Below are 23,507 nucleotides of genomic sequence, written 5' to 3'. Positions count from 1 at the left end.
AAGTTATGCAAATTATCTGAGGAATCACGCTCTTTGAGGCAAAAAAAGCGTGCAACCTTTCGGATGCACGCCTTCATCATTGTCATATGTGGTATTTACTTCACTTCCTCGAAGTCAGCGTCCTGAACGTCATCGTTAGGATTTGACTGAGTCTGCTGACCACCCTGGTACTGCTGCTGACCTGCATCGGCACCGGGCTGACCTGCGCCTGCCTGCTGGTACATCTTCTGAGAAGCAGCCTGCATCACCTGGTTCAGGTTGTTCATGGCTGTGTCGATAGCAGCAACATCACCTGCCTTGTGAGCTTCCTTCAGCTGGTTGACAGCAGCCTCTACGTTAGCCTTGTCGGCACCCAGCTTGTCACCATTCTCGTTGAGGAAGGTCTCAGTCTGGAAAATCATAGAGTCGGCCTGGTTCATCTTGTCGATGCGCTCGCGCTCCTTCTTGTCGTTCTCAGCATTAGCCTCGGCCTCAGCCTTCATGCGGTTGATTTCGTCCTGTGACAGACCAGATGAAGCCTCGATGCGGATGGCCTGCTCCTTACCGGTAGCCTTATCCTTAGCACTAACTTTCACGATACCGTTGGCGTCGATGTCGAATGTTACCTCAATCTGAGGCACACCGCGACGGGCGGGAGCGATGCCCGTGAGGTTGAACTGACCCAGGCTCTTGTTCTGAGAAGCCATAGGACGCTCACCCTGCAGTACATGGATGGTTACCTCTGTCTGATTGTCGGCAGCGGTAGAGAATACCTGGCTCTGCTTGCAAGGGATAGTGGTGTTGGCATCAATCAGCTTGGTCATCACACCACCGAGAGTCTCGATACCGAGCGTCAGAGGAGTAACGTCGAGCAATACGATGTCCTGACCGGTTTCCTGGTTGAGGATAGCACCCTGGATAGCAGCACCTACGGCCACTACCTCATCGGGGTTAACACCCTTTGAAGGCTCCTTGCCGAAGTAGTTCTTTACGAGGGTCTGCACAGCGGGAATACGGCTTGAACCACCTACGAGGATAACCTCGTCGATATCTGATGTAGAGATACCTGCATCGCGAACGGCATTCTGGCAGGGCACCAGACAAGCCTGAATAAGGTTGTGGGCCAACTGCTCGAACTTAGCACGTGTCAGGGTCTTCACCAAGTGCTTGGGAACACCACCTACGGGCATGATGTAGGGCAGGTTAATCTCTGTAGAAGTAGTGCTTGACAACTCAATCTTAGCCTTCTCAGCAGCCTCCTTCAGACGCTGCATAGCCATAGGATCACTCTTCAGGTCTGCACCCTCGTCGTTCTTGAATTCCTGTACCAGCCAGTCGATGATAACCTGGTCGAAGTCGTCACCACCCAGGTGAGTGTCACCATTGGTAGAGAGCACCTCGAACACACCACCACCGAAGTCGAGGATAGAGATATCGAAAGTACCACCACCGAGGTCGAACACGGCAATCTTCATATCCTTGTTGGTCTTGTCGATACCGTAAGCCAGAGCAGCTGCTGTAGGCTCGTTCACGATACGACGTACGTTCAAGCCAGCAATCTGACCGGCTTCCTTAGTAGCCTGACGCTGAGAGTCTGAGAAGTAAGCGGGCACGGTGATAACGGCTTCTGTCACCTCCTGACCCAGATAGTCCTCTGCGGTCTTCTTCATCTTTTGAAGCACCATAGCAGAGATTTCCTGAGGCGTATACTTACGGCCATCGATGTCAACACGGGGATAGCCACCCTCGTTTACTACATTAAATGGTACGCGTGAGATCTCCTTCTCGGTCTGCTGCCATGTCTCACCCATGAAACGCTTAATAGAATAAACGGTGTTCTTGGGGTTGGTGATAGCCTGACGCTTGGCGGGATCGCCAATCTTACGTTCGCCACCCTCAACGAAACCTACTACAGAAGGCGTAGTGCGCTTGCCCTCGCTATTAGCGATAACAACAGGCTCGTTGCCTTCGAATACAGATACACAAGAGTTTGTTGTACCTAAGTCAATTCCAATAATCTTTCCCATAATTGTATTTATTTTTTTTGTTATTATTCAAAATATGTCACTGACAATCTAGCAAAGTGCGTGCCAAAAGTGAAAAAAATACCCATAATCGATTTTTTGTCACGTCATTTTGTCATAAGTCAGAAAAAAATTATATCTTTGCACTCGTTATCAATCAACATAACGTTATGAAAAGACTATTTGTGATGGTTGTCATGGCCGTGGCTGTCATTGGTGCCTCGGCTCAGGAGAATAAGTATATCGTGAAAACGAAGGGCGCTAAGAAGACTGTTGTCGCAACTTCTGCAGAGGATCCTCAGGCCGCTAAGGAAACGGAGGAACCTCAGGATACGCTGAGCCGCTTCTTCCGTTATGTCAGCATGTGCGACTGGGGAGAAGGTATGCGCTTTATGGTGATTCCCGACAAGAAGGATATGGTCATCAAGACTTTTGCCGATGCAGAGACAGGTCAGATGGTGAGCAGTCTGAAACTCCGTCATAAGATTATGGTCTATCAGGGACATGAGAATACCGGTGGACTGCACGAGCGTGTGAACTTCAAGTGCGAGGATGATGGCAAGGCTTACTATTTCGAGGTGCCGACAGCATCATTCGATGACTACTGCTTTGGCAAACTGGGTGTGCCCACCCTGGCATATCTGGGTGATGTGGATGCTGCTATCGAGTTTTTCAAGGATAAGACGCTGTTTACCCTGGCCAGTGAGTATTATGTGGATACAGAACTGGATGGTGATGGCTACAAGACCATCACGGATGTGAAACCTGGTACGGAGGTGAAGGTTGTGGCTGTAGGCGTAGGCACGCGTAACTTCCCCGTAAAGATTATCGTGGCTGATGAGTCAGGACGTGAGTTCTATCAGAATGTGGCTATCAGTAAGACCAACAGTGGTATGCGTGACGAGGAGTTTGAAATCAGCAATATGAAGTTCCATACCTTCCGTGGTGCCTTTGAACTGCCTGCTGACAATATGGCAGCAAGTTCTGCTTATAAGAAATATATAGGTAAGGAGGTCTATACATTGTATGCATCTGTCTTTACTGACCAGAATGGCAAACCTACGAAGGCTGCACGCCTGTCAACATTCAGAATCAAGGATGTGCGTGCCCAGCGTGGTACCCATTATGTCAAGATGACACTGCGCGGACTCGGTTCAGGCAAGACCTATACGAAGGAGGTCACCTTTGTGAGTCAGGATGTGTCCGGTGATATCGCAGGTACGCATGAGGACCTTTACGACAACCTGTTTGCTGAGGGTAATCCTCTGGATATCCCTGGTGTTAAGAAGGAACATATGGTAGATATCCAGAAAGGTGTGGCCCGTCCTGGTTTCACTGAGGCCGAGGTGCTGCTGGCCCTTGGCGAACCAAGCAGCAGGAGGGAAGTGGACGACAAGACCTATACGATGGAGTATAAGAGCGTGAACCAGCGATATGCTTGTGTCTTCATGGATAAGAAAACCAAGAAAGTGAAGAGCGTGAAGCATTAAAATAAAAAAGGGCAATCGAAATTGCCCTTTTTATTTTGATTTCTACTCTTGCTTACTGCTCGTGTAGTTTCTCCATAATCTTTGCCTCCAGTTCCTCACAAAGCTCGGGGTTGTCCTTCAGCAGATTCTTCACGGCATCACGTCCCTGAGCCAGTTTTGATTCCCCGTAAGAGAACCATGAGCCACTCTTCTTGATGATACCCAGTTCTACACCCAGGTCTACAATCTCGCCAATCTTTGAGATACCCTCGCCGAAGGTGATCTCAAACTCTGCCTTGCGGAAAGGAGGAGCCACCTTGTTCTTTACCACCTTCACGCGGACCTGGTTACCAATGATGTTGTCGCCATCCTTGATAGAGGTCACCTTACGGATATCCAGACGTACGGAAGCGTAGAACTTCAGGGCGTTACCACCAGTGGTTGTCTCAGGATTGCCAAACATGACACCAATCTTCTCACGCAACTGGTTGATGAAGATACAGGTGGTGTTGGTCTTGGCGATGGTAGAGGTGACTTTGCGCAGGGCCTGGCTCATCAGACGTGCGTGCAGACCTACTGCTGAATCACCCATATCGCCCTCAATCTCCTTCTTAGGCGTCAGGGCGGCTACAGAGTCAATCACAATGATGTCGATAGCAGCCGAGCGAATCAGCTGGTCGGCAATCTCAAGAGCCTGTTCACCATTGTCGGGCTGTGAGATATACAGGTTATCAATATCGACACCCAGCTTCTGTGCATAGAAACGGTCGAAGGCATGCTCTGCGTCGATAAAGGCTGCAATACCGCCATTCTTCTGGCATTCTGCGATGGCATGGATAGCCAGAGTGGTCTTACCTGATGACTCAGGACCATAGATTTCGATGATACGTCCCTTGGGATAGCCACCTACGCCAAGGGCAGCATTCAGTGCGATAGAACCGGTGGGGATGACCTCCACGTTTTCCACGCTTTCCTCGCCCATGCGCATGATACTACCCTTACCGAAGTCTTTCTCGATCTTCGCCATGGCAGCCTGCAAGGCCTTCATTTTCTCCTGTTGAGGAGTCAACTGTTCTGTTTCTTCTTTCTTTGCCATATGGTCTTTTTTCTTTTTTTTTCGTTATTACGTTATATCGTTATCACAACATTAGAGCTCCAGGTCTCCGTCGTGAATCTCGTGCCAGGGCAGACCCTGCTTGTTGAGCTGTTCCATGAATGGATCGGGATCAAACTCCTCTACGTTGTGAACGCCGGGCGTATTCCAAAGACCCTTGCAGAACATCATGGCACCAATCATAGCGGGTACACCTGTGGTATAGCTGACACCCTGCATGCCAGTCTCCTCGTAGGCGGCACGGTGGCTGCAGTTGTTGTATACATAATAGGTATGCTCCTTGCCATCGTTGCCGATACCGCGGATGCGACAGCCGATAGAAGTCTGACCCTCGTAGTTCTCGCCCAGATCCTGTGGGTTGGGCAGCACGGCCTTGAGGAACTGCAGAGGCACAATCTTGACCTTGGCAGTGCCAGTGCCGTCGGCCAATGGAGCCTCGTACTCCACCTCGTCGATACGGCTCATGCCAATGTTCTGAATCACCTCCAGGTGCTTCAGGTACTGCTGACCAAAGGTCATCCAGAAGCGGGCACGCTTGATGGTTGGGTAGTTGATAACCAGTGACTCAATCTCCTCGTGGTGCAGCAGGTAGCTGTCGCGAGGACCAATCTCGGGGTAGGTCAGGTCCTTATGGATTTCCAGAGGTTCGGTCTCAACCCACTTGCCATTTTCCCAGTAGAGTCCCTTCTGGGTAATCTCGCGGATATTAATCTCCGGGTTGAAGTTGGTGGCGAAAGCCTTGTGATGGTCGCCAGCGTTACAGTCAACGATATCCAGATACTGAATCTCCTTGAAGTGGTGCTTGGCAGCATAGGCGGTGTAGACAGATGTTACACCTGGGTCGAAGCCACAACCAAGGATGGCTGTCAGACCGGCCTTCTCGAAACGCTCGCGATAAGCCCACTGCCATGAGTACTCAAAGTGGGCCTCGTCCTTGGGTTCGTAGTTGGCGGTATCCAGATAGTTGCATCCGCATGCCAGACAGGCATCCATGATGGTCAGGTCCTGATAGGGCAGGGCCAGGTTGATTACCAACTCAGGCTTGAAGTCGTTGAAGAGCGCCTTCAACTGCTCTACATCGTCGGCATCCACCTGGGCAGTCTTGATGTCCAGTTTGTATCCAGCCTTGTGAATATCCTCTACTATCTTGTCGCACTTAGCCTTTCTGCGACTGGCAATCATGAATTCTGTAAATACGTCAGCATTCTGTGCAATCTTGAATGCTGCTACTGTAGCGACGCCACCGGCGCCAATCATTAATACTCTTGACATATTTTATTTATTTGTTGTTCAGTATGTTAACATCTACACGGTTGAATGGGAACATGAAGCCACGCTCCTTCAGCATCTGGTAAACGGTCTCGTTCAGGTTGAAATAGACAGCCCAGTAGTCGGCACCCTTACACCAAGAGCGGGTGACTACCGTTACGCCACTCTCGCCCAGGTTCAGCAGACCAATCCAGGGCTCTGCCACGATGGGAGAATCCTCTACGGGACCCTGAATGACCTGTGGGTGACTCTTCAGTATATCCATGATGGCTGCCTTTACCTCATTGTAGTCGGCACCATATTCAAACTGAAACTCCAGGTCCACACGGCGATAGAGCTCCTTGGAGGAGTTCTTCATGGTGCCGCTGCTCAGGGTTCCGTTGGGAATCAGAATGATCTGTGCATCACCAGTACGGATGATGGTATTGAAAATCTGAATCTCCTTCACGATGCCGGCATAGCCCTGCGCCTCGATGAAGTCGCCCACCTTAAACGGACGGAACAGCAGAATCATCACGCCACCGGCGAAATTCTGCAGCGTGCCGCTCAGTGCCATACCGATGGCCACACCTGCTGATGCAAACAGGGCAATGAATGAAGAGGTCTCGATGCCCAGGATGCCTACGATGATGATGATAAGCACAAACCAGCATACCACGTTGATGATACTGTTGAGGAAGGTATAGAGCGTAGCGTCCACCTTGCTCTTCTCCAGCATCTTGGTAAACAGCTTGATAATCAGTTTAATCAGATAGCGGCCAATGAAATACACAATGGCTGCTACTACCAGATTCTTACAAAAGGTGAGTCCCCACTGCCAAAGTTGCTCATAGGGCACGGCAGCGAATAGCTTGTCTAATATACTGCTCATAGTCTTTTATAGTTTCTTTTTTAATTCTTAACTCTTAACTCCTGCCTCCAACTCTTCCCCTCTAATACCCAGTGCAGCCATGAGCGAGTAGCCTAATATCTCCTGACGGAAAGCACCGCCTGTCATTGGCTGCATGGCAAACACAGTGACACGTTTCATGTCATCATCTGTCTTGCGGAGAATGTCGCGTACATTATTATATAGCGATTCCTCAGGTATCACCATCACGCGTTTCACCTCTTTCTGCTGCATCACGGTCTGGAGCGTGTCCAGGAATAGCGAGTCCTTGTCAACGAATCCTTCGCCATTGGGTGTGCTGAAGCAAAACTCGCCCAGGTTACCCTTGAAGGCCTTTCCGTCCAGTTCCTCTGAGAACTGGCCTGGCACGAAGTTTTTCATCGCCGTCATTTCCTTGTCGTGCGTCAGTATGACGGTCGCCTGATGCTCACCGTTCCTGAGTCCGCCGTCCAGTGCGATACACTCCACCCATTTGGCCATGTCAGCCTGCGGAATCCGCCTTTCCAGCATTCGTTCAAAATTCACTATCAAGTCGAATGTCACTCTGTCTACAAGGGCTGCATCCGCTATGATAACATTCTCGCTCCATTGTATATTATTCATAAGTGCAAAGGTACAAAATGACGGGTAATTTACCAAATCTTTCGCCATATTTTAATTTAATTTCATGTGATTGACATAAATCAAACCGTAAATCATAATTCAGGGGTTAAAAATCAAATTATTGTGCCGGGTACTTAAAAATAGGTATACCTTTGCAAATGCAAAGAAAACTATAGATTATGAAGAGTATCTTAGACGGACGTCCTGCCTTGAAGGCAGAGATTGAGAAAATCGCTGAGGTGGCCGGCTATCTGTGGCAAAACGGATGGGCTGAGCGCAACGGCGGAAATATCACAGTGAATATTACAGAGTATGTTGACGACGAGATTCGCAGCATGGCTCCTATCAGTGACGTGAAGCAGATTGGTGTGACATTGCCTGCACTGAAGGGCTGTTACTTCTATTGCAAGGGTACAGGCAAGCGTATGCGCGACCTGGCTCGCTGGCCTATGGACAACGGATCTGTGATTCGTATCCTTGACGACTGCGCTTCGTATGTGATTATTGCTGACAATGCCGTGATGCCTACCAGCGAACTGCCCAGTCACCTCACCGTTCATGCCCGTCAGATTGAGACCAATTCCGGCTATAAGGCAACGGTTCATACACACCCCATCGAACTGGTGGCTATGAGTCATAACCGTGCATTCCTGGGTAAGGATGTGCTGACGAAGATTCTGTGGAGTATGATTCCAGAGACCAAGGCTTTCTGTCCGCTGGGTCTGGGTATCGTGCCTTACACCCTGCCTGGTTCCAACGCACTGGCTGATGCCACGCTGAAAGAACTGGAGGACTATGATGTGGTGATGTGGGAGAAGCATGGTGTCTTTGCCAAGGGTACTGACGTGATGGATGCTTTCGACCAGATTGATGTGCTCTCAAAGAGTGCCAAGATTTACATCAACTCAAAATGCATGGGTTTCGAACCCGAGGGCATGAGTGATGAGCAGATGAAGGAGATGACAAAGGCCTTCAACCTGCCCAGATAAGAAAACAACTACTGACTACATATTATATTATTACTTATTAACGGGTAATTAAAAAGCCCCAGCGTTGAGAAATGCTGGGGCTTTGATTTGTTCTATGTTGACAGGGTAGGGGTTACTCTTCGCCAAAGGCAATCACTGCACGGTTGTCGTCATTATTGGCAAATGGCTGTTCGGTATCGCCCTTCACCTCAATCTTCAGACGGTCTTCTGCAATACCTTTCTCTACGAGTGCCTTCTTCACGGCGTTGGCACGCTGCTTGGCGATACGCTTGTTGACACCGGCATTACCAGTCTCTTTGTCAGCATAGCCGGTGAGCACGATGTTAGCCTTTGGATGCTCGTTGGCCCATTCCATGATCTTGTCAATCTTGCCAGCCTGCTCATCCTTGATGTCGGCCTTTGCCAGATCAAAGAAGATATTCTCTGTAATCTTCACGGGCTTCTTCACCACAGGTGCGGGGTCTGGCTTTGGTTCGGGCTTGGGCTCTGGCTTGGGCTCAGGCTTCACCTCGGCAGGCTCCTCTACATAGACATACTCTTTTTCCTCGATAACGGCAGGCTCTTCTGCCTTTGCCTTCTTGTGGCCGAACTTGAACGTCAGACCAGCCATGGCATAAGGCCACCACTTGTTGTTATCAACGTATACCTCGTTGTTCTGACGGATATAGTTGGTACCAGCCTCGATGTTGAATCCCCAGTGCTTTGACAGGTTGAAGTCAATCATACCGCCCACCTTCCATGCGGTGTTCCAGCGGTCACTGCCATAAGCGGTGGCACGTGCGTTGTTGTCGACCCATGCGTGGGGCACAGCCAGTTCAAAGGGTACGCCTGCAATGGCAATCAGGTTCACCGTATTTTTCTGGTGGGGGAAGAATACGTTAGAGAGGTTGAACATCATATCGAGGTCGATGTTGCCAATCTTGCTCTTGTATTCAGAACCATCGGCCAGTGTCGCCTTCCAAGTGCTTCCATTAGCCTGCAGACGCATTCCAAACACGCTGGTGAAGTTGTATCCCAGGGAAACAGCGCCCATGGGATTCCATTTGCGGTCTATTCCCTGACCGTTATAGGCTCTCATCACACCACCCTGCACACCGATAAAAGCGTGGGGATAGTCTTTTGTTTCCTGCGCAGAAACATTGATAGCAAACAGCATTGCCACCATTGAAAGAAAGATTCTGTACTTCATGTGATAATATTTGTATTGTTTAAGTTTCGTTAACTAGCCGCAAAGATAATGCGTTTTTTCGAGAAAAGCAAATGTTTTGCTCGAAAAAACGCATTTCCTTGATTAAAAGACGCTTGTTACTTGCTGAGGCTATCGATGATAGTAGGCAGGAAGGTAGAGATAATCAGCACTGCGATACCTGCAATCAGTACGCTGATGGTCTTGCCGGAACATCCCTTCCACTCCTTGAGGATGATACCCCATACATTAGAGAATACCACGTTGAGTGCCATCAGGATACAGAACGACAGGACAAACATGGTGCCGCCCTTCTCGAAGAAGCTCTGACCCAGTGAGAGTCCGAAGAACTGTGAATACCACAGGGCACCGGCCAGCAGACAGAACACCACATTGTTGCCCCATACACTGCCTTTCTTATAGTCGCCCCATGTCTTGTTCTTCTGGTTCTGGTAGAAACAGTAGATGGCATTGGTGACAAATCCGCCCAGGGTCACCAGGAAGGTGGCGGGCAGGGCGGCAAACATCTCCTGCGTCTCAGCGAACTTGATGTCGGCACCGAAGGTGAGACCTACGTTGAAACAGCCACTCATGAAACCGGCAAGCAAGGCGATGGTCAGTCCCTTGGGGAAGTTGAAGTCCTTCACGGCAGCCTTCTTCTCCTCCTCAGAGAGGCCAGCCGACTTCATGGAACCTGCCACACCGATGATGGCGATGCCCACAAGCGTGACTACCACACCCAGAATCACTGAGAAGGTCAGTTTTGACAGGGGATCCTGCTCAGGGAAGAAGATGTTGAGCAGCACAGGTCCCATGATGGTTCCCAGACCGGCGCAGGTACCCAGGGCGATGCTCTGGCCAAGTGCCACACCCAGGTAGCGCATAGAGAGACCGAAGGTCAGTCCGCCCACGCCCCACAGCACACCGAAGAGGATCGTCATCCAGATATTGAATGACTGTTCGGCTGTGAAGAGCTCAAACAGCGAATGGCCTGCAGGTACTGCCAACAGTGCGCCCAACAGGGGCAGGAGCAGCCAGGCGAAGACACCCTGCACAATCCAGTAAGACTCCCAAGACCAGTCCTTGATCTTGTTGATAGGTACGTAACATGACGACTGGCAGAAAGCGCCAATCGCGATAATGATTAGTCCGATAACAATTTCCATGTTGTTTAGTAATGAATTAGTATTGTTTGTTTGTTAAATGAATTATTTCCTGATTATCTTGCGGTTGTTGCTCACCACAATGCCGTGAGCCTGTGCGCCCTTCACCTCGCGTCCCTGCAAGTCGAACAGACGTTGAGGCTTGTTTGCCTCGTCTTTTATCATGCCAACGGAAGTAGGTATAGCAGGCGTCACGTCGATATAGTCCATATCGGGCAGCCAGCCACTGGTATTCACTAAGCGGATGGTGTTCTCACCTTTCTCCAGAGTGATGTCGAGCGTTTTCTTGCCAACCTTTTCCCAGCCACCAGAATTGCAACTGAGTCCTTTTGCTTTCTTGCCGTTCACATAGACATTGATAGTGCGATTCTCACCACAGATATAGCCGATGGTGAGTTTGTAGTCACCACCTTCCTTGCTGTACACATTGCTCCACTCCAGGTAGTTGTTGCTGTTGCTGCCACCGATGTAGCCCACTTTGTAGCCACCAGAGCAGTAGGAGGCCTCTGAGTACTGGCAGATGTTCCAGTCAATCTCAGAATAGGCCTTGCTGTAGCCCGTCTCTGCCTCATAGCGGGTGCGCTCCAGTCGGGTGTCGGCCTCGGCCACATAGATTTTTGTGCCATGCTTGGGAACGGTGACCTCGTAGGTCCCGTAGAACTTGCCGATATCCTTCTTTGTGAAGCAGTCGTGCAGTGCCACACTGTCGGCCAGGTCTATATCCTTGAAGTTCAGTGTCACCTTCTTGGCCGCATCGTTGGGATTGTAAATGGCGAAAGCACGTTTGTTGCCATAGTGCTTCTCAATATCCTTCACCATGATGTAGCAGTCGTTGACCTTGGCTGCCAGATAGGCCTGCTGGTAGAGTGTGTCCTGATTCAGGGCGATGAGTTCCTTGTTCTTCAGCAGGTTGAGGTTGGTGGTGCTGAGGCTATTTATATTACAGCCGATAAGCAGAGGCGAGTTCATGATACACCACATGCCAAAGTGGGTCTTGGCTTCTTCGGCGGTGAGTTCATTACCCCATTTGTTGACACCCACTTCGAGCATATCCATGTCGTTGTAGTGCCCCTTGCTGCTGTAGGCACTCATATAAAGGTTCTGCTTCAGGATGTCCTTTATGGAGTCCCAGTTGGAGAAGATGTCCTGCGTGGTGCGCCATGAGAAACCTGCATTGTTAGCCCATGTGCCAGGGTAAGCCCAACGGCAGATGTTCATGCGTACATCGGTACGACCGGTATTTTTGATAGCTTGGGCGATAGCGGTATAGCGGGCCTTCTCGTCAAGATCCAAACCGTCCTTATTATGAACGGGGTCGCCACCACAGAAATCCACCTTAATAAAGTCGAAACCCAGTTCCTTGAAAAAGAAGTCACAATCCTGCTGGTCGTGCTGATACAGCCCCACGCCTTCACCGTCTTTGTCGCCGCCATGGTAGCTGCCGCAAGTGTTGTAGCCACCATCACTGTAGATGCCGGCCTTCAGGCCTTTTGAGTGAATAAAGTCAACCACGGGTTGAAGTCCGTTGGGAAAGCGTGTGGGGTGAATCTTCAGTTTGCCCGTTGCTGCATCGCGTCCGCCAAAATAGCCGTCATCAATATTGATATGGTCGTAGCCCGCGTCAAACAGCCCCTTCGAGACCATTGCAGCTGCCTGTCCCTTGATAATCGATTCACTGATGTTGAGTTCAAACGTGTTCCACGAACTCCATCCCATTGTTGGTCCATCCTGTGCTGTTGCTGTTGTGACAGACATTGCTGCAAACAACACCAAAGATTTTATTTTTTTTCTCATCGTTTATAGTTTAGGTAATAATACTCGGTTTTAAACGGATGCAAAATTACAATTTTTTCAACAATAAACGACCTTTTTCCCTACATTATTTATTTAAAAGGATGAAAAAAGGGCCCCCGGAATAAGTCGGGAGCCCACCAAAATTACCTAAAACAGTGATTAGCGCTTGCTCGTCACATTCTTCTCGTACTCCTGGATGGCAGCGATATACTCCTCGCCCACGGGTACGTTGTTCTTCAGGTTGAAGTAATCGAACACAGCACCGAAAGGCATTGACTTAGCCTCTTCCATCAGTGCCAGACGCTCGAAGTACTGACCGTTGTCCTCATATTCGCGGAGCTTAGCCTTGGGCTCGAGCAGAGCCTGGAGGATACACTTCTGAGTGGCACGGCTACCGATGATGTAAGCACCGATACGGTTGATGGAAGCATCGAAGTAGTCGAGACCTACGTGAGCGCGGTCCAGGGCATCGCAGCGTACCAGTTCCTTGAACAGATCCAGTGTCTGGTCGTTCATGATGGTTACGTGGTCTGAGTCCCAACGTACAGGGCGGCTCACGTGGAGCATCAGCTCGGGCACGTACATCAGCAGGGTAGAAACGAAGTCGCTCACGTTCTCAGTCTGCTCGTAGTGACCAGTATCGATGGTGTACATCTGTTTGCGGGTAGCGCAGTAAGCGGTGTAGAAGTCGTGTGAGCCTACGGTGTAGCTCTCCAGACCGATACCAAACAACTTAGCCTCGAAGCAGTTCTTCACGCCGTCGAGCTTCTCCTCCATAATCTCATCGAGAGAAGCAGCCAGCAGCTCACGATACTTCTTGCGCTGTACGGGCATATCCTTGCTTCCGTCGTGTACCCAGATATTCATGATACAGGGGTCGTTCTGTGCCTTACCCATGGCGTCGGCGATACGACGGCAACGTTTGGTGTGCTCAATCCAGAAATCACGGATGCCCTTGTCGGGGTTGCTCAGTGTGAGGTCTCCACTCTTGGGGTGAGAGAACGAAGTAGAGTTGAAGTCGAGCTTCATGTTGTTCTCCTTAGCCCAGTCAATCCAGCTCTGGAAGTGCTCTACGCCCACCTGGTCGCGGTCTACGAACTTACCTCCGAAGTCACCATATATCTCGTGCAGGTTCAGGCGGTGGTTACCACCCAGCAAAGTCTTTACGAACTCAATATCCTGACGCACCTCGTCGATGTTACGGGCACGGCCGGGGTAGTTACCTGTGGTCTGGATACCACCAGAGAGAGCCTCGTTGCGCTCGAAACCTACCACGTCGTCGGTCTGCCAGCAATGCAGAGAAATCTGCTGTTTCTGGAGCTGGTCAAGTACGGCATCGGTATCGACGCCAATAGCAGCATAGCGGTCTTTCGCTACGGCATAAGCTTTTTCAATCAGTTCTGCTTTCATTTGTTTTGTTTTTTATTTGTTGATGATATTTAGATATTTCTGATAAGCCTCTTCCCAAGCCGCCTTGTCCTGTGGCTCGTATTTCACCATCTCGATGGAGTTGGCGATGATCTGGCGCATCTCCCAGATGTCCTTCACCATATTGGCCGCCTTGGCCTGCAACATGATATTGCCGATGGCCGTGCACTCCTGGGGTCCTGCCAGTACGGTGGCGCCTGTAGAGTTGGCAGTAAACTGGTTCAGGTATTTGTTCAGCGAACCGCCACCGATGATATGGAGCACATCCAGGCGGAAGGGGGCAAACTCCTGCAGCCAGGTGAACACCTGACGATAGCGCAGGGCCAGCGAGTCGAAGATACAACGGCATATCTCTGCTGGTGTCTCAGGAACGGGCTGGTTCGTGTCGCGACAGTATTTCTGAATGGCAGCAATCATGCTTGAAGGAGCCGCAAAAGCCGCATCATCAGGGTTGATGATAGAGCGGAAGGGCTCTACCGTCATGGCCTGACCCTGCAGTTCGGGGTGTGACAACTTGCGTACCTCCTCCGGCCACTCCAGGCGGCAGCGCTCATAGAGCCACATGCCACAGATATTCTTCAGAAAGCGTGTGGTACCCTCGATGCCACCCTCGTTGGTGAAGTTGCGCTCGTACGAGAGATCGCTGATCACGGCATCCTTAGTCTCGATACCCATCAGACTCCAGGTGCCACTGCTAAGATAAGCAAATTTCTCGTCCTTGGCAGGTACGGCAGCCACAGCGCTGCCAGTGTCGTGACCGGCTACGGCGATGACAGGTACCGGACCTAGACCGGTGAGGCGCTGCACCTCGTCCGTCAGTACCCCAATCATGGTGCCTGGGTTTACCATCTTGCCGAATTTGGCACGTGTCAGTCCCAGTGAGTTCAGCAGGCGCTCGTCCAGTTGCTTTGTGCGTGGGTCGAGGAGCTGTGATGTTGAGGCGATGGTATATTCGCAAACCTCGTTGCCCGTGAGCATCCAGCTCAGTGCATCGGGCACGAAGAGAATCTTCTGCGCGTTGCGGAAAGCCGAGTTGCCCTCGCGCTTCATGGCGTAAAGCTGGAAGATAGAGTTGAAGTTCATGAACTGGATACCAGTGACGTCGTATACCTCACGTTGCGAAACAACGTGGCGCAGGTAGTCGTCCATGGCGTCGAAGGTGATGGGATCGCGATAGGCGCGTGGGTTTCTCAGGATGGCACCGTCGTCGCCGATGCATACAAAGTCCACCCCCCAAGTGTCGATACCTATAGAGGTGATCTCCAGTCCACGCTGGGCTACCTCTTTCAGACCCTTGATAATCTCGAAGTAGAGGGCGTAGATATCCCAGTAGTAGTGACCACCCTGCTCAATAAGATTATTGGGGAAGCGGGTCACCTCTTCCAGTTCAAATTTCCCGTCTGCAATATTGCCAATGATGGTGCGTCCGCTAGTGGCGCCCAGGTCCACGGCAAAGAAATATTTCTTATTTTCCATTTGATGTTTTAGTGTTTTAGCCTAATTGCCCACAAAAGTACAGAGATTTGCCCATTCTTGACCTCATAATTTGATTTTTGGGCATAGTTTTTTGTTTGAATCACTTTTTTTCGTACTTTTGCAGCCAATTTGTGAAGACGACATTATTAATATTATAAAAAGTATAGCATAAGACATGACATTTACAGTTTTGATTATCACACTTTTCGTCGTGGGTTACCTGTGTATTGCCCTCGAGAGTGTGTTCGAGATCAACAAAGCAGCTATCGCCTTGTTGATGTGTGTGGGGTGCTGGACATTGCTGATGGTTGGCGTGCAGGGATTCTTCCCTGAGATGCCCGATGGCGTGAGCTATGTCACAGAGCGGATACAGCATCATCTGGGCGATGCTAGCGAGACCCTCTTCTTCCTGATGGGCGCCATGACCATCGTAGAGATTGTGGACTCCAATGGCGGTTTCAACTTCGTGCGCGATGCCATCAAGACGCGCTCAAAAAGAAAGCTGATGTGGCGCGTGGCCTTCATGACCTTCTTCCTGTCGGCCATCCTCGACAACCTCACCACCTCTATCGTGATGATTATGGTGCTGCGCAAACTGGTGCAGAGTCGCGAGGAGCGCCTGATCTATGCCGGCCTGATTATCATCTCGGCCAACTCGGGTGGTGCTTTCTCGCCGATTGGCGACGTGACCACCATCATGCTGTGGATCAAGGGCGTGATAACGACCCAGGGTGTGCTGACAGAAATCTTCATTCCCTCGCTGGTGTCGATGGTTATTCCTGCAGCTATTCTGAGTCTCCAGTTGAAAGGCAAGTTTGACAAGGAGCAGAACCTGAAGTGCACGGAGATAACGGCCTTTACTAAGAATCAGCGCAAGGTTATCTTCTGGTTGGGCGTAGGCGGACTGGTCTTCGTGCCTGTCTTCAAGACCATCACCCACCTGCCTCCGTTTATGGGTATCCTCCTGGTGCTCGGCCTGCTGTGGACGGTGACGGAAATCTTCCACCGTATGCAGGAAACGGGTGAGGACGACACCATGGCAAAACGCGTCAGCGACCTGCTGTCAAAGATAGACCTCTCTACTATCATGTTCTTCCTGGGCATCCTGATGGCTGTGGCCGTGCTCCAGGAAATCGGTGTGCTGAAGACGATGGGTGAGGGACTGAACGAAGCCTTTGCAGGCAATTACTATCTGATTAACGGTATCATCGGTGTGCTGTCGTCTATCGTAGATAATGTACCGCTGGTAGCCGGTTGTATGGGTATGTATCCTGTATCAGATGTTGCAGGCGATGCGATGGCTGTTGACGGCGTGTTCTGGCAGCTGTTGGCCTACTGTGCCGGCGTAGGTGGCTCCATGCTGATTATCGGCAGTGCTGCTGGTGTTGTCGTGATGGGCCTTGAGAAGATTTCCTTTGGCTGGTACCTGAAGAAAATAACCTGGGTAGCTTTTGCCGGTTATCTGGCAGGTATAGGATGCTACTGGGTGGAGAAACTGTTCTTTTAGGAGTTTAGGAGTTAAGGAGTTAAAGGAGTTAAGGAGTTAAGACGTCAGTTTTGTCTTAACTCCTTAACTCCATCATTGATTACGTAGCTCGCTTGGCTTCCTTCCCGTCTTGAGCTTGAACTTTGCAGAGAAATAGTCTGGCGACTCGAAATTGAGTTGGTAGGCTATTTCCTTGATGCTCATATCCGTCGTGGAAAGCAGCTCCTTGGCACGCTGCAGGCGCAGGTCCTGCTGATAGGTGGCAGGCGACAATCCCGTATGTTCCTTGAACAACTTGCGGAAATTAGAGTAGCTGACACCCAGTTCCTCGGCCACCTCTTGAATGGTGAGCGAGCTCTCCAGCGATTCGCGGATGCGCAGACGCGCCTTGTTGATCATGTCCACATGCGTCTGGTTGCGGCTCTTCAGTTCTATGTTGCGCTCCAGCGAATACATCATGCCAATCAGGTGGTTCACGATGCCGGCCATCAGCTGCTGCGAGTAGGCCGCCTCTTCCTGCGCCGTCTTGTAAGCCTGTTTGTAGAGGCTCACCACCGCATCCGAGAAGCCCACGTGATAGACAGGCTTGGTGGGTGACAGGAAACCAGCCCTGACGCGTGCGTCCATGTTTTCGCCCTTGAAACCAATCCAGTATTTCTTCCAGCCCTTCGGACCTACGGGGTGATAGCTGTGCCACTCGCCAGGGAAAAGCAGGAAGAAGTCGCCCTCCTTCAGGTGCACCTCAGGTACGGTGCGACTGTGGAAGATACCTTCACCTTCGATGATATAAAGCAACTGATATTCAGACAGGACTCGTCCTTTCTCCAGTTCAAAATAGTAGCCGTCAGCATGACCTCTAGTAGGATAAGGGTCGTTGGGCCCTATCTCTTCATAGCCAATTGTCGTTGCTGTGAGTCCCCACAGGGCATCACGGTCGCTGGCCAGCATATATTTACTTATCTGCATTGTTTTTTAGAGGATTATATTTAGTCTTTATTGAGTTCACAGGGAATCCACAGCCAGAAGGTAGAGCCTTTGCCCTCGCCCTCGCTGAACACGCCAATCTTTCCGTTGCACCGTTCGGCAATGGTCTTGCAGATACTCAGTCCCAGACCCGTGCCCTGTACGAAGTCGTTCAGTTTGACGAAACGCTCAAAGACGCTGGCCTGCTTGTCCTTCGGGATGCCTGCACCAGTATCTTCGCAGTAGATATAGAGTCCTTCGTCCTGCTTGCGGTACCCCACCTTGATATGTCCCTCGCGGGTATATTTCACCGCATTGGTCACGAAGTTGGTAATCACCTGTTGCACGCGTCCCTTGTCCAGTGTGGTGTTGAGCGTGGGGTAGGGGTTCTCCTTGAGGAACTCCACGCCGGGCTCCTGCACACGCTGTGCCAGTGTCTGACAGATATCGTCGAACACCTGCGAGAAGTCCACGTCAGTAGGCGCGATAGCCAGTGTCTGTCCTGTGCCAGATGCTTCCAGAATATCGTTGATGAGTCGGAGCAGCATGTCGCAGTTGTTGCGTATGATGCGGATAAACTCCTGACGGTCTGCCGGCTCGTCGATGATCTGGAGCAGGTCACTGAATCCTACGATGGCATTCAGCGGCGTACGTATCTCGTGGGTCATATTGGCCAGGAACGCACTCTTCATGGTGCCCGATGCCTCTGCCCTGGTGCGCTCCTTCTTCAACTGCTCCTGCACCGTCATCAGGTCGTTCACATTCTTCAGCACACCGAAATAGCCCGTGCACTCGCCGTCGTCCTCAATAATGGGCATACCACTGATGGCATACCACTGTGGTCCGTTGTCGATGGGTGTCGACAGGAAATGGTGGGTGTTGTTAAACGGCTGCCTCGACTCCATCAGTGCCTTGAGGTTGCTTGCGGCAGCAGCCCGCTCGTCCTCAAACATTGAGTTCAGGTAGTCCTCAAACGACTCCTTGAATTCATACGACGACAGCGACCTTGAGAAGATAATCTCCATCGTCTTGAAACTGATGGACCATACAAACATGTTACCATTCTTCAGCAGGTAGTTCAGCTCGTGCTCATAGCGGCTCACCCGCTTGCTGATCTGTTTCAGCTTCTTCTCGTGTTTGCGCTGCTCCAGGTCCATCTCACGCTCTGCGGTGACGTCGCGCGAGGTGACGATATAATACAGCAGGTGGTCCTGGTCATCGAAGGTAGGACGTATTCTGAAGTCCAGGTATTTGTCGATGCCAATCTCAGGGTAGTACATGCGCTGGCACACGTGGAACGAGTGCTTGCTGGTGCGGTCGAAGTCGGTCTGCAGCAGGGGCGCGTCAAACATGCAGGTCTTCCTGAAGTATGCCTCACTCTCCTCGGTGAATACACAGAGCTCGCGCATGCTGTCGTTGAAGTCGATGAGCTTGCCGCTGGCATCATAGAACGACATCGCGATAGCATTCGAGTGGAATATCCTGCTGTATCTGTTGGCCAGCTCCTTATTGGCGCTGTCCTGCTCCACCTCGAGCGTGATATCCTTCACGATATTGATGATATGCGTCAGTTGGTCGCCCTCCATCTCAGCAATAGAGTTGCCATGCAACTGACGTCCGTTCCATTTGAAGTCCAGGTCGAACGGCTGTTTGGCATTCTTCAGCAGGTGACCATAGACCGAACGGGCATGCTCTACGTCGGATGGGGCTATCTGGTCGAAGAACTCCTCCACGTCCATGCCTTCCTCAGGCACCAGGTTGCCATAGACATTACTAATCTGTCCGGTAGCCTGGTTATGCTCAATGACGTAGAAACGGCCCATGCTCAGAGCCTGCGCCATGATATTTCCAAGGTCTCGTGTCTTCTCCGCCTTTTTCCTGATCTGACGTCTGAGCAAGTGACTGAGAATCATGAAGACGATAATCAGCATCACCACCAGGCCGATGATGAAGAACACGTATCTGGGCGTGTTGTGGTGGATGCGCTCCGGGTGGAACCACTTGTCAGTGATCACCTCCAGCTCGCCTTCCTGCATCATGCGGGCAAACTCCTCGTCAATGTCGTTGATCAGTTCCCCGTCCGTACTCGTGAAGTGCAGTTCGCCCGTAGGGATGTCCACGTCGCAGGTCCTCACATTGTCGAGCGCCATCTCCTGAATCTCCTGCCGCAGGGGCATGCTGCCCCACAGGTAGTACTTGATCTCGCCGTTCGACAGTGCCACCAGGGCATCGTGGGGATTCTCGTATCTGACATGATACGGACGGAACTCCTGCTGGTTCAGGTATACGGCCGCATAGTCGTTGTTCTTGACCACGATGGTGTCCCCGCTGGTCAACTGCTTCAGCGAGCGCAGTGGCGGGGTGTCATCGCGATAGGCCACCTCAATCTTATAGAACGTCATGAAGTTCTGCGTCTGTACATACGGTGGCTTGTCATAGACCACGTCCAGGGCGTGAATCATGTCGGCCTGTCCGTTTTCAAAAGCCTCGATCGCCTTGGTCCAGTCGCGCATCTCGAAGCGGTGGGGTATCTCCAGCTTGTTGAGGATGGCATCCATCACCTCCACGCAGTAGCCCGTGGGCGTGCCATTCTTGTTGAGCTCGTAGGGCGGGAAACTCCAGTCGCACACCATCACCAGCGGGTCGGCCTCCGTATACGGACGTCCGTGCCTGCCTTGCGGTGCTGCTGTCATGGCGGTGAGCGCTGACAGTGCCAGGATCAGTGTGATGATGTGTCTCTTGATCATATCAGATATTCTTCCGTTCTATTTCCTTGGCCTTACAGGGAATGGCAAACCATACGGTGGTGCCCTTGCCCTCGGCCGACTTGATTTTGATGCTGCCGTTCATGAGCCTGGTCAGCTCGTGACAGATGCTGAGGCCCAGTCCGGTGCCATTGTTGGCCCCTGTAGAGAAACGCTCAAAGATATGGTCGGTCAGCTCGGGCTCGATGCCGCTGCCCGTATCCTCCACAGCCACGATCAGCTGGTCGCCCGTGTAGTCATAGTGCACGCGGATGGAGCCCTTCTCCGTAAACTGCTTCGCGTTCTTGATCAGTTGCTCCAGGATAACCCCGATGTTCTGCACGTCGATGTCGAGCACCATGTGACTGTAGTGGTTCTCCACTATGAAATTAACGCCCTCCTTTGTGTGATTATTGCCCCAGTAGGTGTTGCACATGCTGTCAAACGCCAAGGCGAAGTCCGTGGGCTTTGTCTTTATCTCGATCATGCCCGCGTCTATTCTCGACAGGAACAGGATATTGTTGATCAGTGCCAGCAGCGTGGCGGCGTTGTTCTTGATCTCTTCTACGAAGAGAACCTCGTCCTCGGGCGAGTGGGGCATCTGGAAGAACTCCGCGAAACCCACGATAGAGTTGAGCGGCGTGCGTATCTCGTAGTTCATATTGTGCAGGAACGCGTTCTTGATGGTCTCCACCTCCTGCGCCTTCACCGTTTCCTTCTCCAGCAGCGCCTCCGTGTTCTTCTGTTCGCTCACGTCACGACAGATACCGAAGTATTCCTTGCCCTGGCTGAATGTCGATGGTATCAGCAGCAGTTGGATATAGAGCGGCTGACCGTCAGGATTCTTCAGCGTGGTCTTCAGCGTGACGTCGATATGCGTGGCCTTGTGGCTGTCCATATCCATCAGCATCTGCATGGCCTGCATCCTGTATTCCTCTTCCAGCAGGTGGATGGCGTGTGTCTGGGTCAGTTGCTGCTGCACGTCGCTGATGGTGCTGTAGATAGACATGATATGCGTGTCGGGCTGGTAGATGACGAAGCGCATGCCGCCCACCTTCAGTGCATAGTTGATGTTGTCGATATAGCGGCTCACCTCCTTGTTGGCCTGGGTCAACTGCTGCAGGCCCTCCAGCCTCTGGTGGTGGTAGTTGGATATATCGGTCACGTCGCGTCCTGTGCCGTATCCGCCTTGCAGCACCTTGCCGCTATCGTCGTAGAGGGGCTGCAACTTCAGTTCATAGGAGATGGCCTTCTGCACACCTCTGCCAAAGGGTACCTTCAGTCTGATGTTGGCGTAGAAAGGCTCATACCTGTCCTGCGGCAGGTCCTCTTCCTTCAGTCCGTAGAAGTCGCAAATATGGATGTCCTTGCTCAGGATGTCCTCACGCCTGCAGCCGAAGGTATGGCAGGCCTTGTCGTTCAGGTCCACGATAAAGCCGTTCTTGTCGAAATACACCATGTCGATCATCACGGAGTCAAAGATGGCCTGATAGCGTATCAGCGTGTCCTTCACCCTGTTCTGTCGCTGGCGGTCCTCACTGATGTCATTGCGTGTGCCGATGATGACGGTAGGCTTGCCGTTGCGGTCGCGATGCAGCACGGAGAGCGAGATGGCATAGTCGTGTATGTCGCTGCTGTTCACGTCTGATGGCGCCTGCATTGTCAGTTCGGCGTTCTCCACCTCCTGATTGGTGATGCGGTTCAGTGCCTGCATCATCTGCTCCAGGTCCTGCGACGTGTAGTTGCTGAAGAACTGCAGCAGGGTGTATTCGTGCTTGTTGTTGCCGTTCTTGTCGAGCCAGGTCACGGTCTGCCGCCTGATGTCGTAGATCCATATCCTCACGTTACTGGCTTTCAGCGTCAGTGCCAGTCGGGTGTTCTCCCTGCGGATGTCGCGTGTGGCGCGTCTGGCTCGCATGGTGTAGAACAGGTAGATGCCCAGTATGCCTGCGAGGAAGAGTATCAGGAGGTTGGCCACCATCCATATCCACGAGGGGATGCCGGTGTCCTTCCGCTCAGGATAGAACCATTTGTTCTGCAACTCCTGCAGCCTGTCCTGCGCGCGCAGCACGGCATAGGTGCTGTCCATCAGCGCCAGCAGTTGCGGGTTGTTGGCCATGAACCTGTATTCGCTGTGGGGCATGTCTATGGGCTTTATCTCCAGGTTGTCGGAATGGAATTGGTTGAGCTGCCATTTCAGCGACATCGTGTTCCATACGATGACGCCCTCGCCCTCGGTGCTCACCTGCAGCATGGCCTCTTTCATGTCGTTATAGGGGATGGCGTTCTTTTCCCAGCCCTTTTCCTGCATCAGGTGGTGACTGTAACTGCCTTTGTGCACGATGACGCGGTTTCTTGCCAGGTCGTTGAGCGTCTTGATGGGCTGCTGTTCACCTTTTGCATAGACCACGCTGTGGGTGGCCAGGTTCAGCGCGATGCCGCCGTACTGGCCGTATTTGTCATGGTAGGGTGCCTTCAGGCCTATCATCACGTCGGCCTTGCCGCTTTTCAGGTCATCCAGTACTTTGCGGAAGTCTTTGAGCTTGATTTCATAGGGCATGCCCAGCTCCTCGAAAATCATCCTCATCAGGTCCACACGGTAGCCGGTGGGCTTGCCGTCTTCCAGGAAGGAGTAGGGCCATACGTCCCAGGTGTCTTCATAGACCACCGGGTCGTCAGCAGTGAAGTGGAGGGCATCTTCTGTCTGGTCCTGCGCATAACCTTGCGTCAGTCCACACAACAAAACAACCAGCAAGGCGATAAGACCTTGCTTCCATACGCAACAGTTGCTCCTCCTTTGGGGATTATGCAGTGGATTGATCATCTTAGGTTGTTTTGACTGTGCAAATTTAAATAAAATCTGCGAAATAACAAAACTTTATCTTGTTTTTCCTGATTATTTCTTACCTTTGCACGCAAATTTGTTCTAAA

16 protein-coding genes are annotated in these 23,507 nt (G+C 51.5%); 3 read left to right on the top strand and 13 right to left on the bottom strand.

Annotation, left to right across the window (positions count from 1 at the left end):
* Positions 1-95: 95 nt before the first annotated feature.
* Complete coding sequence (gene dnaK, locus L6466_RS10025; RefSeq protein ID WP_237795593.1) at positions 96-2,006, bottom strand: molecular chaperone DnaK; 1,911 nt, start codon at positions 2,004-2,006, stop codon at positions 96-98.
* 167 nt (positions 2,007-2,173) lie between these two features.
* On the opposite strand from dnaK, the gene L6466_RS10020 reads away from it, so the two are divergent.
* Positions 2,174-3,493 carry a hypothetical protein gene (locus L6466_RS10020; protein ID WP_237803010.1) on the top strand — a complete coding sequence of 440 codons (1,320 nt, stop codon included), beginning with the start codon at positions 2,174-2,176 and terminating at the stop codon, positions 3,491-3,493.
* A 52-nt stretch (positions 3,494-3,545) separates the two neighbouring features.
* Here L6466_RS10020 and recA read toward each other — a convergent pair whose 3' ends face one another.
* Genes recA through L6466_RS10000 form a run of 4 tightly spaced genes read right to left on the bottom strand, consistent with a single transcriptional unit; the run spans position 3,546 to position 7,347 of the window.
* Complete coding sequence (recA, locus tag L6466_RS10015) at positions 3,546-4,568, bottom strand: recombinase RecA (protein WP_091816160.1); 1,023 nt, start codon at positions 4,566-4,568, stop codon at positions 3,546-3,548.
* 51 nt (positions 4,569-4,619) lie between these two features.
* Positions 4,620-5,858 (bottom strand): saccharopine dehydrogenase family protein, encoded by a 1,239-nt coding sequence (locus L6466_RS10010; RefSeq protein WP_091816158.1) that lies wholly within the window; start codon positions 5,856-5,858, stop codon positions 4,620-4,622.
* A 7-nt stretch (positions 5,859-5,865) separates the two neighbouring features.
* Positions 5,866-6,726: a mechanosensitive ion channel family protein gene (locus L6466_RS10005; protein ID WP_091816155.1), complete on the bottom strand. Its 861-nt coding sequence runs from the start codon at positions 6,724-6,726 to the stop codon at positions 5,866-5,868.
* A 27-nt stretch (positions 6,727-6,753) separates the two neighbouring features.
* Positions 6,754-7,347, bottom strand: coding sequence for a DUF6621 family protein (locus tag L6466_RS10000; RefSeq protein ID WP_237803011.1), 594 nt, complete (start codon positions 7,345-7,347; stop codon positions 6,754-6,756).
* Positions 7,348-7,526: 179 nt separating this feature from the next.
* On the opposite strand from L6466_RS10000, the gene rhaD reads away from it, so the two are divergent.
* The gene (gene rhaD / locus L6466_RS09995; protein WP_091816149.1) at positions 7,527-8,336 is read left to right on the top strand and encodes a rhamnulose-1-phosphate aldolase; all 810 of its coding nucleotides are present in this window, start codon (positions 7,527-7,529) and stop codon (positions 8,334-8,336) included.
* A gap of 112 nt (positions 8,337-8,448) precedes the next feature.
* Here rhaD and L6466_RS09990 read toward each other — a convergent pair whose 3' ends face one another.
* The 5 genes from L6466_RS09990 to L6466_RS09970 all read right to left on the bottom strand — a co-directional run bounded on the left by L6466_RS09990 (position 8,449) and on the right by L6466_RS09970 (position 15,383).
* Positions 8,449-9,525, bottom strand: coding sequence for an OmpA family protein (locus L6466_RS09990; RefSeq protein WP_237803013.1), 1,077 nt, complete (start codon positions 9,523-9,525; stop codon positions 8,449-8,451).
* 116 nt (positions 9,526-9,641) lie between these two features.
* Positions 9,642-10,688, bottom strand: coding sequence for an L-rhamnose/proton symporter RhaT (locus tag L6466_RS09985; protein WP_237795603.1), 1,047 nt, complete (start codon positions 10,686-10,688; stop codon positions 9,642-9,644).
* Between the two features lie 42 nt (positions 10,689-10,730).
* A complete protein-coding gene (locus L6466_RS09980; protein WP_237795605.1) occupies positions 10,731-12,479 on the bottom strand; it encodes an alpha-galactosidase D in 1,749 nt (582 codons plus the stop codon).
* A 159-nt stretch (positions 12,480-12,638) separates the two neighbouring features.
* The gene (locus L6466_RS09975) at positions 12,639-13,889 is read right to left on the bottom strand and encodes an L-rhamnose isomerase (RefSeq protein WP_237795608.1); all 1,251 of its coding nucleotides are present in this window, start codon (positions 13,887-13,889) and stop codon (positions 12,639-12,641) included.
* Positions 13,890-13,901: 12 nt separating this feature from the next.
* On the bottom strand, positions 13,902-15,383 hold the full coding sequence (locus L6466_RS09970) for a rhamnulokinase (protein WP_237803015.1): 1,482 nt from the start codon (positions 15,381-15,383) through the stop codon (positions 13,902-13,904).
* Positions 15,384-15,558: 175 nt separating this feature from the next.
* On the opposite strand from L6466_RS09970, the gene nhaD reads away from it, so the two are divergent.
* Positions 15,559-16,890 (top strand): sodium:proton antiporter NhaD, encoded by a 1,332-nt coding sequence (gene nhaD, locus L6466_RS09965; RefSeq protein WP_237803016.1) that lies wholly within the window; start codon positions 15,559-15,561, stop codon positions 16,888-16,890.
* A gap of 72 nt (positions 16,891-16,962) precedes the next feature.
* Here nhaD and L6466_RS09960 read toward each other — a convergent pair whose 3' ends face one another.
* The 3 genes from L6466_RS09960 to L6466_RS09950 are packed head-to-tail and all read right to left on the bottom strand — an operon-like array spanning position 16,963 to position 23,400.
* A complete protein-coding gene (locus L6466_RS09960; RefSeq protein ID WP_091816131.1) occupies positions 16,963-17,835 on the bottom strand; it encodes a helix-turn-helix domain-containing protein in 873 nt (290 codons plus the stop codon).
* Between the two features lie 20 nt (positions 17,836-17,855).
* Complete coding sequence (locus L6466_RS09955) at positions 17,856-20,579, bottom strand: ATP-binding protein (RefSeq protein WP_237803017.1); 2,724 nt, start codon at positions 20,577-20,579, stop codon at positions 17,856-17,858.
* A 1-nt stretch (position 20,580) separates the two neighbouring features.
* Positions 20,581-23,400: an ATP-binding protein gene (locus tag L6466_RS09950; protein ID WP_237803018.1), complete on the bottom strand. Its 2,820-nt coding sequence runs from the start codon at positions 23,398-23,400 to the stop codon at positions 20,581-20,583.
* Positions 23,401-23,507: the final 107 nt, after the last annotated feature.

It is taken from the genome of Prevotella communis (genome assembly GCF_022024175.1).
Taxonomy (GTDB): Bacteria; Bacteroidota; Bacteroidia; order Bacteroidales; family Bacteroidaceae; genus Prevotella; species Prevotella communis.
The sequence above is the reverse complement of the archived record's forward strand: the minus strand, read 5'-3'. Positions and strand labels throughout refer to the sequence as shown.

What these genes read in the sequence shown, in the direction of transcription:
- dnaK (WP_237795593.1), bottom strand. Translation starts at nt 2,006, where the DNA reads ATGGGAAAGATTATTGGAATTGACTTAGGTACAACAAACTCTTGTGTA.
- L6466_RS10020 (WP_237803010.1), top strand. Translation starts at nt 2,174, where the DNA reads ATGAAAAGACTATTTGTGATGGTTGTCATGGCCGTGGCTGTCATTGGT.
- recA (WP_091816160.1), bottom strand. Translation starts at nt 4,568, where the DNA reads ATGGCAAAGAAAGAAGAAACAGAACAGTTGACTCCTCAACAGGAGAAA.
- L6466_RS10010 (WP_091816158.1), bottom strand. Translation starts at nt 5,858, where the DNA reads ATGTCAAGAGTATTAATGATTGGCGCCGGTGGCGTCGCTACAGTAGCA.
- L6466_RS10005 (WP_091816155.1), bottom strand. Translation starts at nt 6,726, where the DNA reads ATGAGCAGTATATTAGACAAGCTATTCGCTGCCGTGCCCTATGAGCAA.
- L6466_RS10000 (WP_237803011.1), bottom strand. Translation starts at nt 7,347, where the DNA reads ATGAATAATATACAATGGAGCGAGAATGTTATCATAGCGGATGCAGCC.
- rhaD (WP_091816149.1), top strand. Translation starts at nt 7,527, where the DNA reads ATGAAGAGTATCTTAGACGGACGTCCTGCCTTGAAGGCAGAGATTGAG.
- L6466_RS09990 (WP_237803013.1), bottom strand. Translation starts at nt 9,525, where the DNA reads ATGAAGTACAGAATCTTTCTTTCAATGGTGGCAATGCTGTTTGCTATC.
- L6466_RS09985 (WP_237795603.1), bottom strand. Translation starts at nt 10,688, where the DNA reads ATGGAAATTGTTATCGGACTAATCATTATCGCGATTGGCGCTTTCTGC.
- L6466_RS09980 (WP_237795605.1), bottom strand. Translation starts at nt 12,479, where the DNA reads ATGAGAAAAAAAATAAAATCTTTGGTGTTGTTTGCAGCAATGTCTGTC.
- L6466_RS09975 (WP_237795608.1), bottom strand. Translation starts at nt 13,889, where the DNA reads ATGAAAGCAGAACTGATTGAAAAAGCTTATGCCGTAGCGAAAGACCGC.
- L6466_RS09970 (WP_237803015.1), bottom strand. Translation starts at nt 15,383, where the DNA reads ATGGAAAATAAGAAATATTTCTTTGCCGTGGACCTGGGCGCCACTAGC.
- nhaD (WP_237803016.1), top strand. Translation starts at nt 15,559, where the DNA reads ATGACATTTACAGTTTTGATTATCACACTTTTCGTCGTGGGTTACCTG.
- L6466_RS09960 (WP_091816131.1), bottom strand. Translation starts at nt 17,835, where the DNA reads ATGCAGATAAGTAAATATATGCTGGCCAGCGACCGTGATGCCCTGTGG.
- L6466_RS09955 (WP_237803017.1), bottom strand. Translation starts at nt 20,579, where the DNA reads ATGATCAAGAGACACATCATCACACTGATCCTGGCACTGTCAGCGCTC.
- L6466_RS09950 (WP_237803018.1), bottom strand. Translation starts at nt 23,400, where the DNA reads ATGATCAATCCACTGCATAATCCCCAAAGGAGGAGCAACTGTTGCGTA.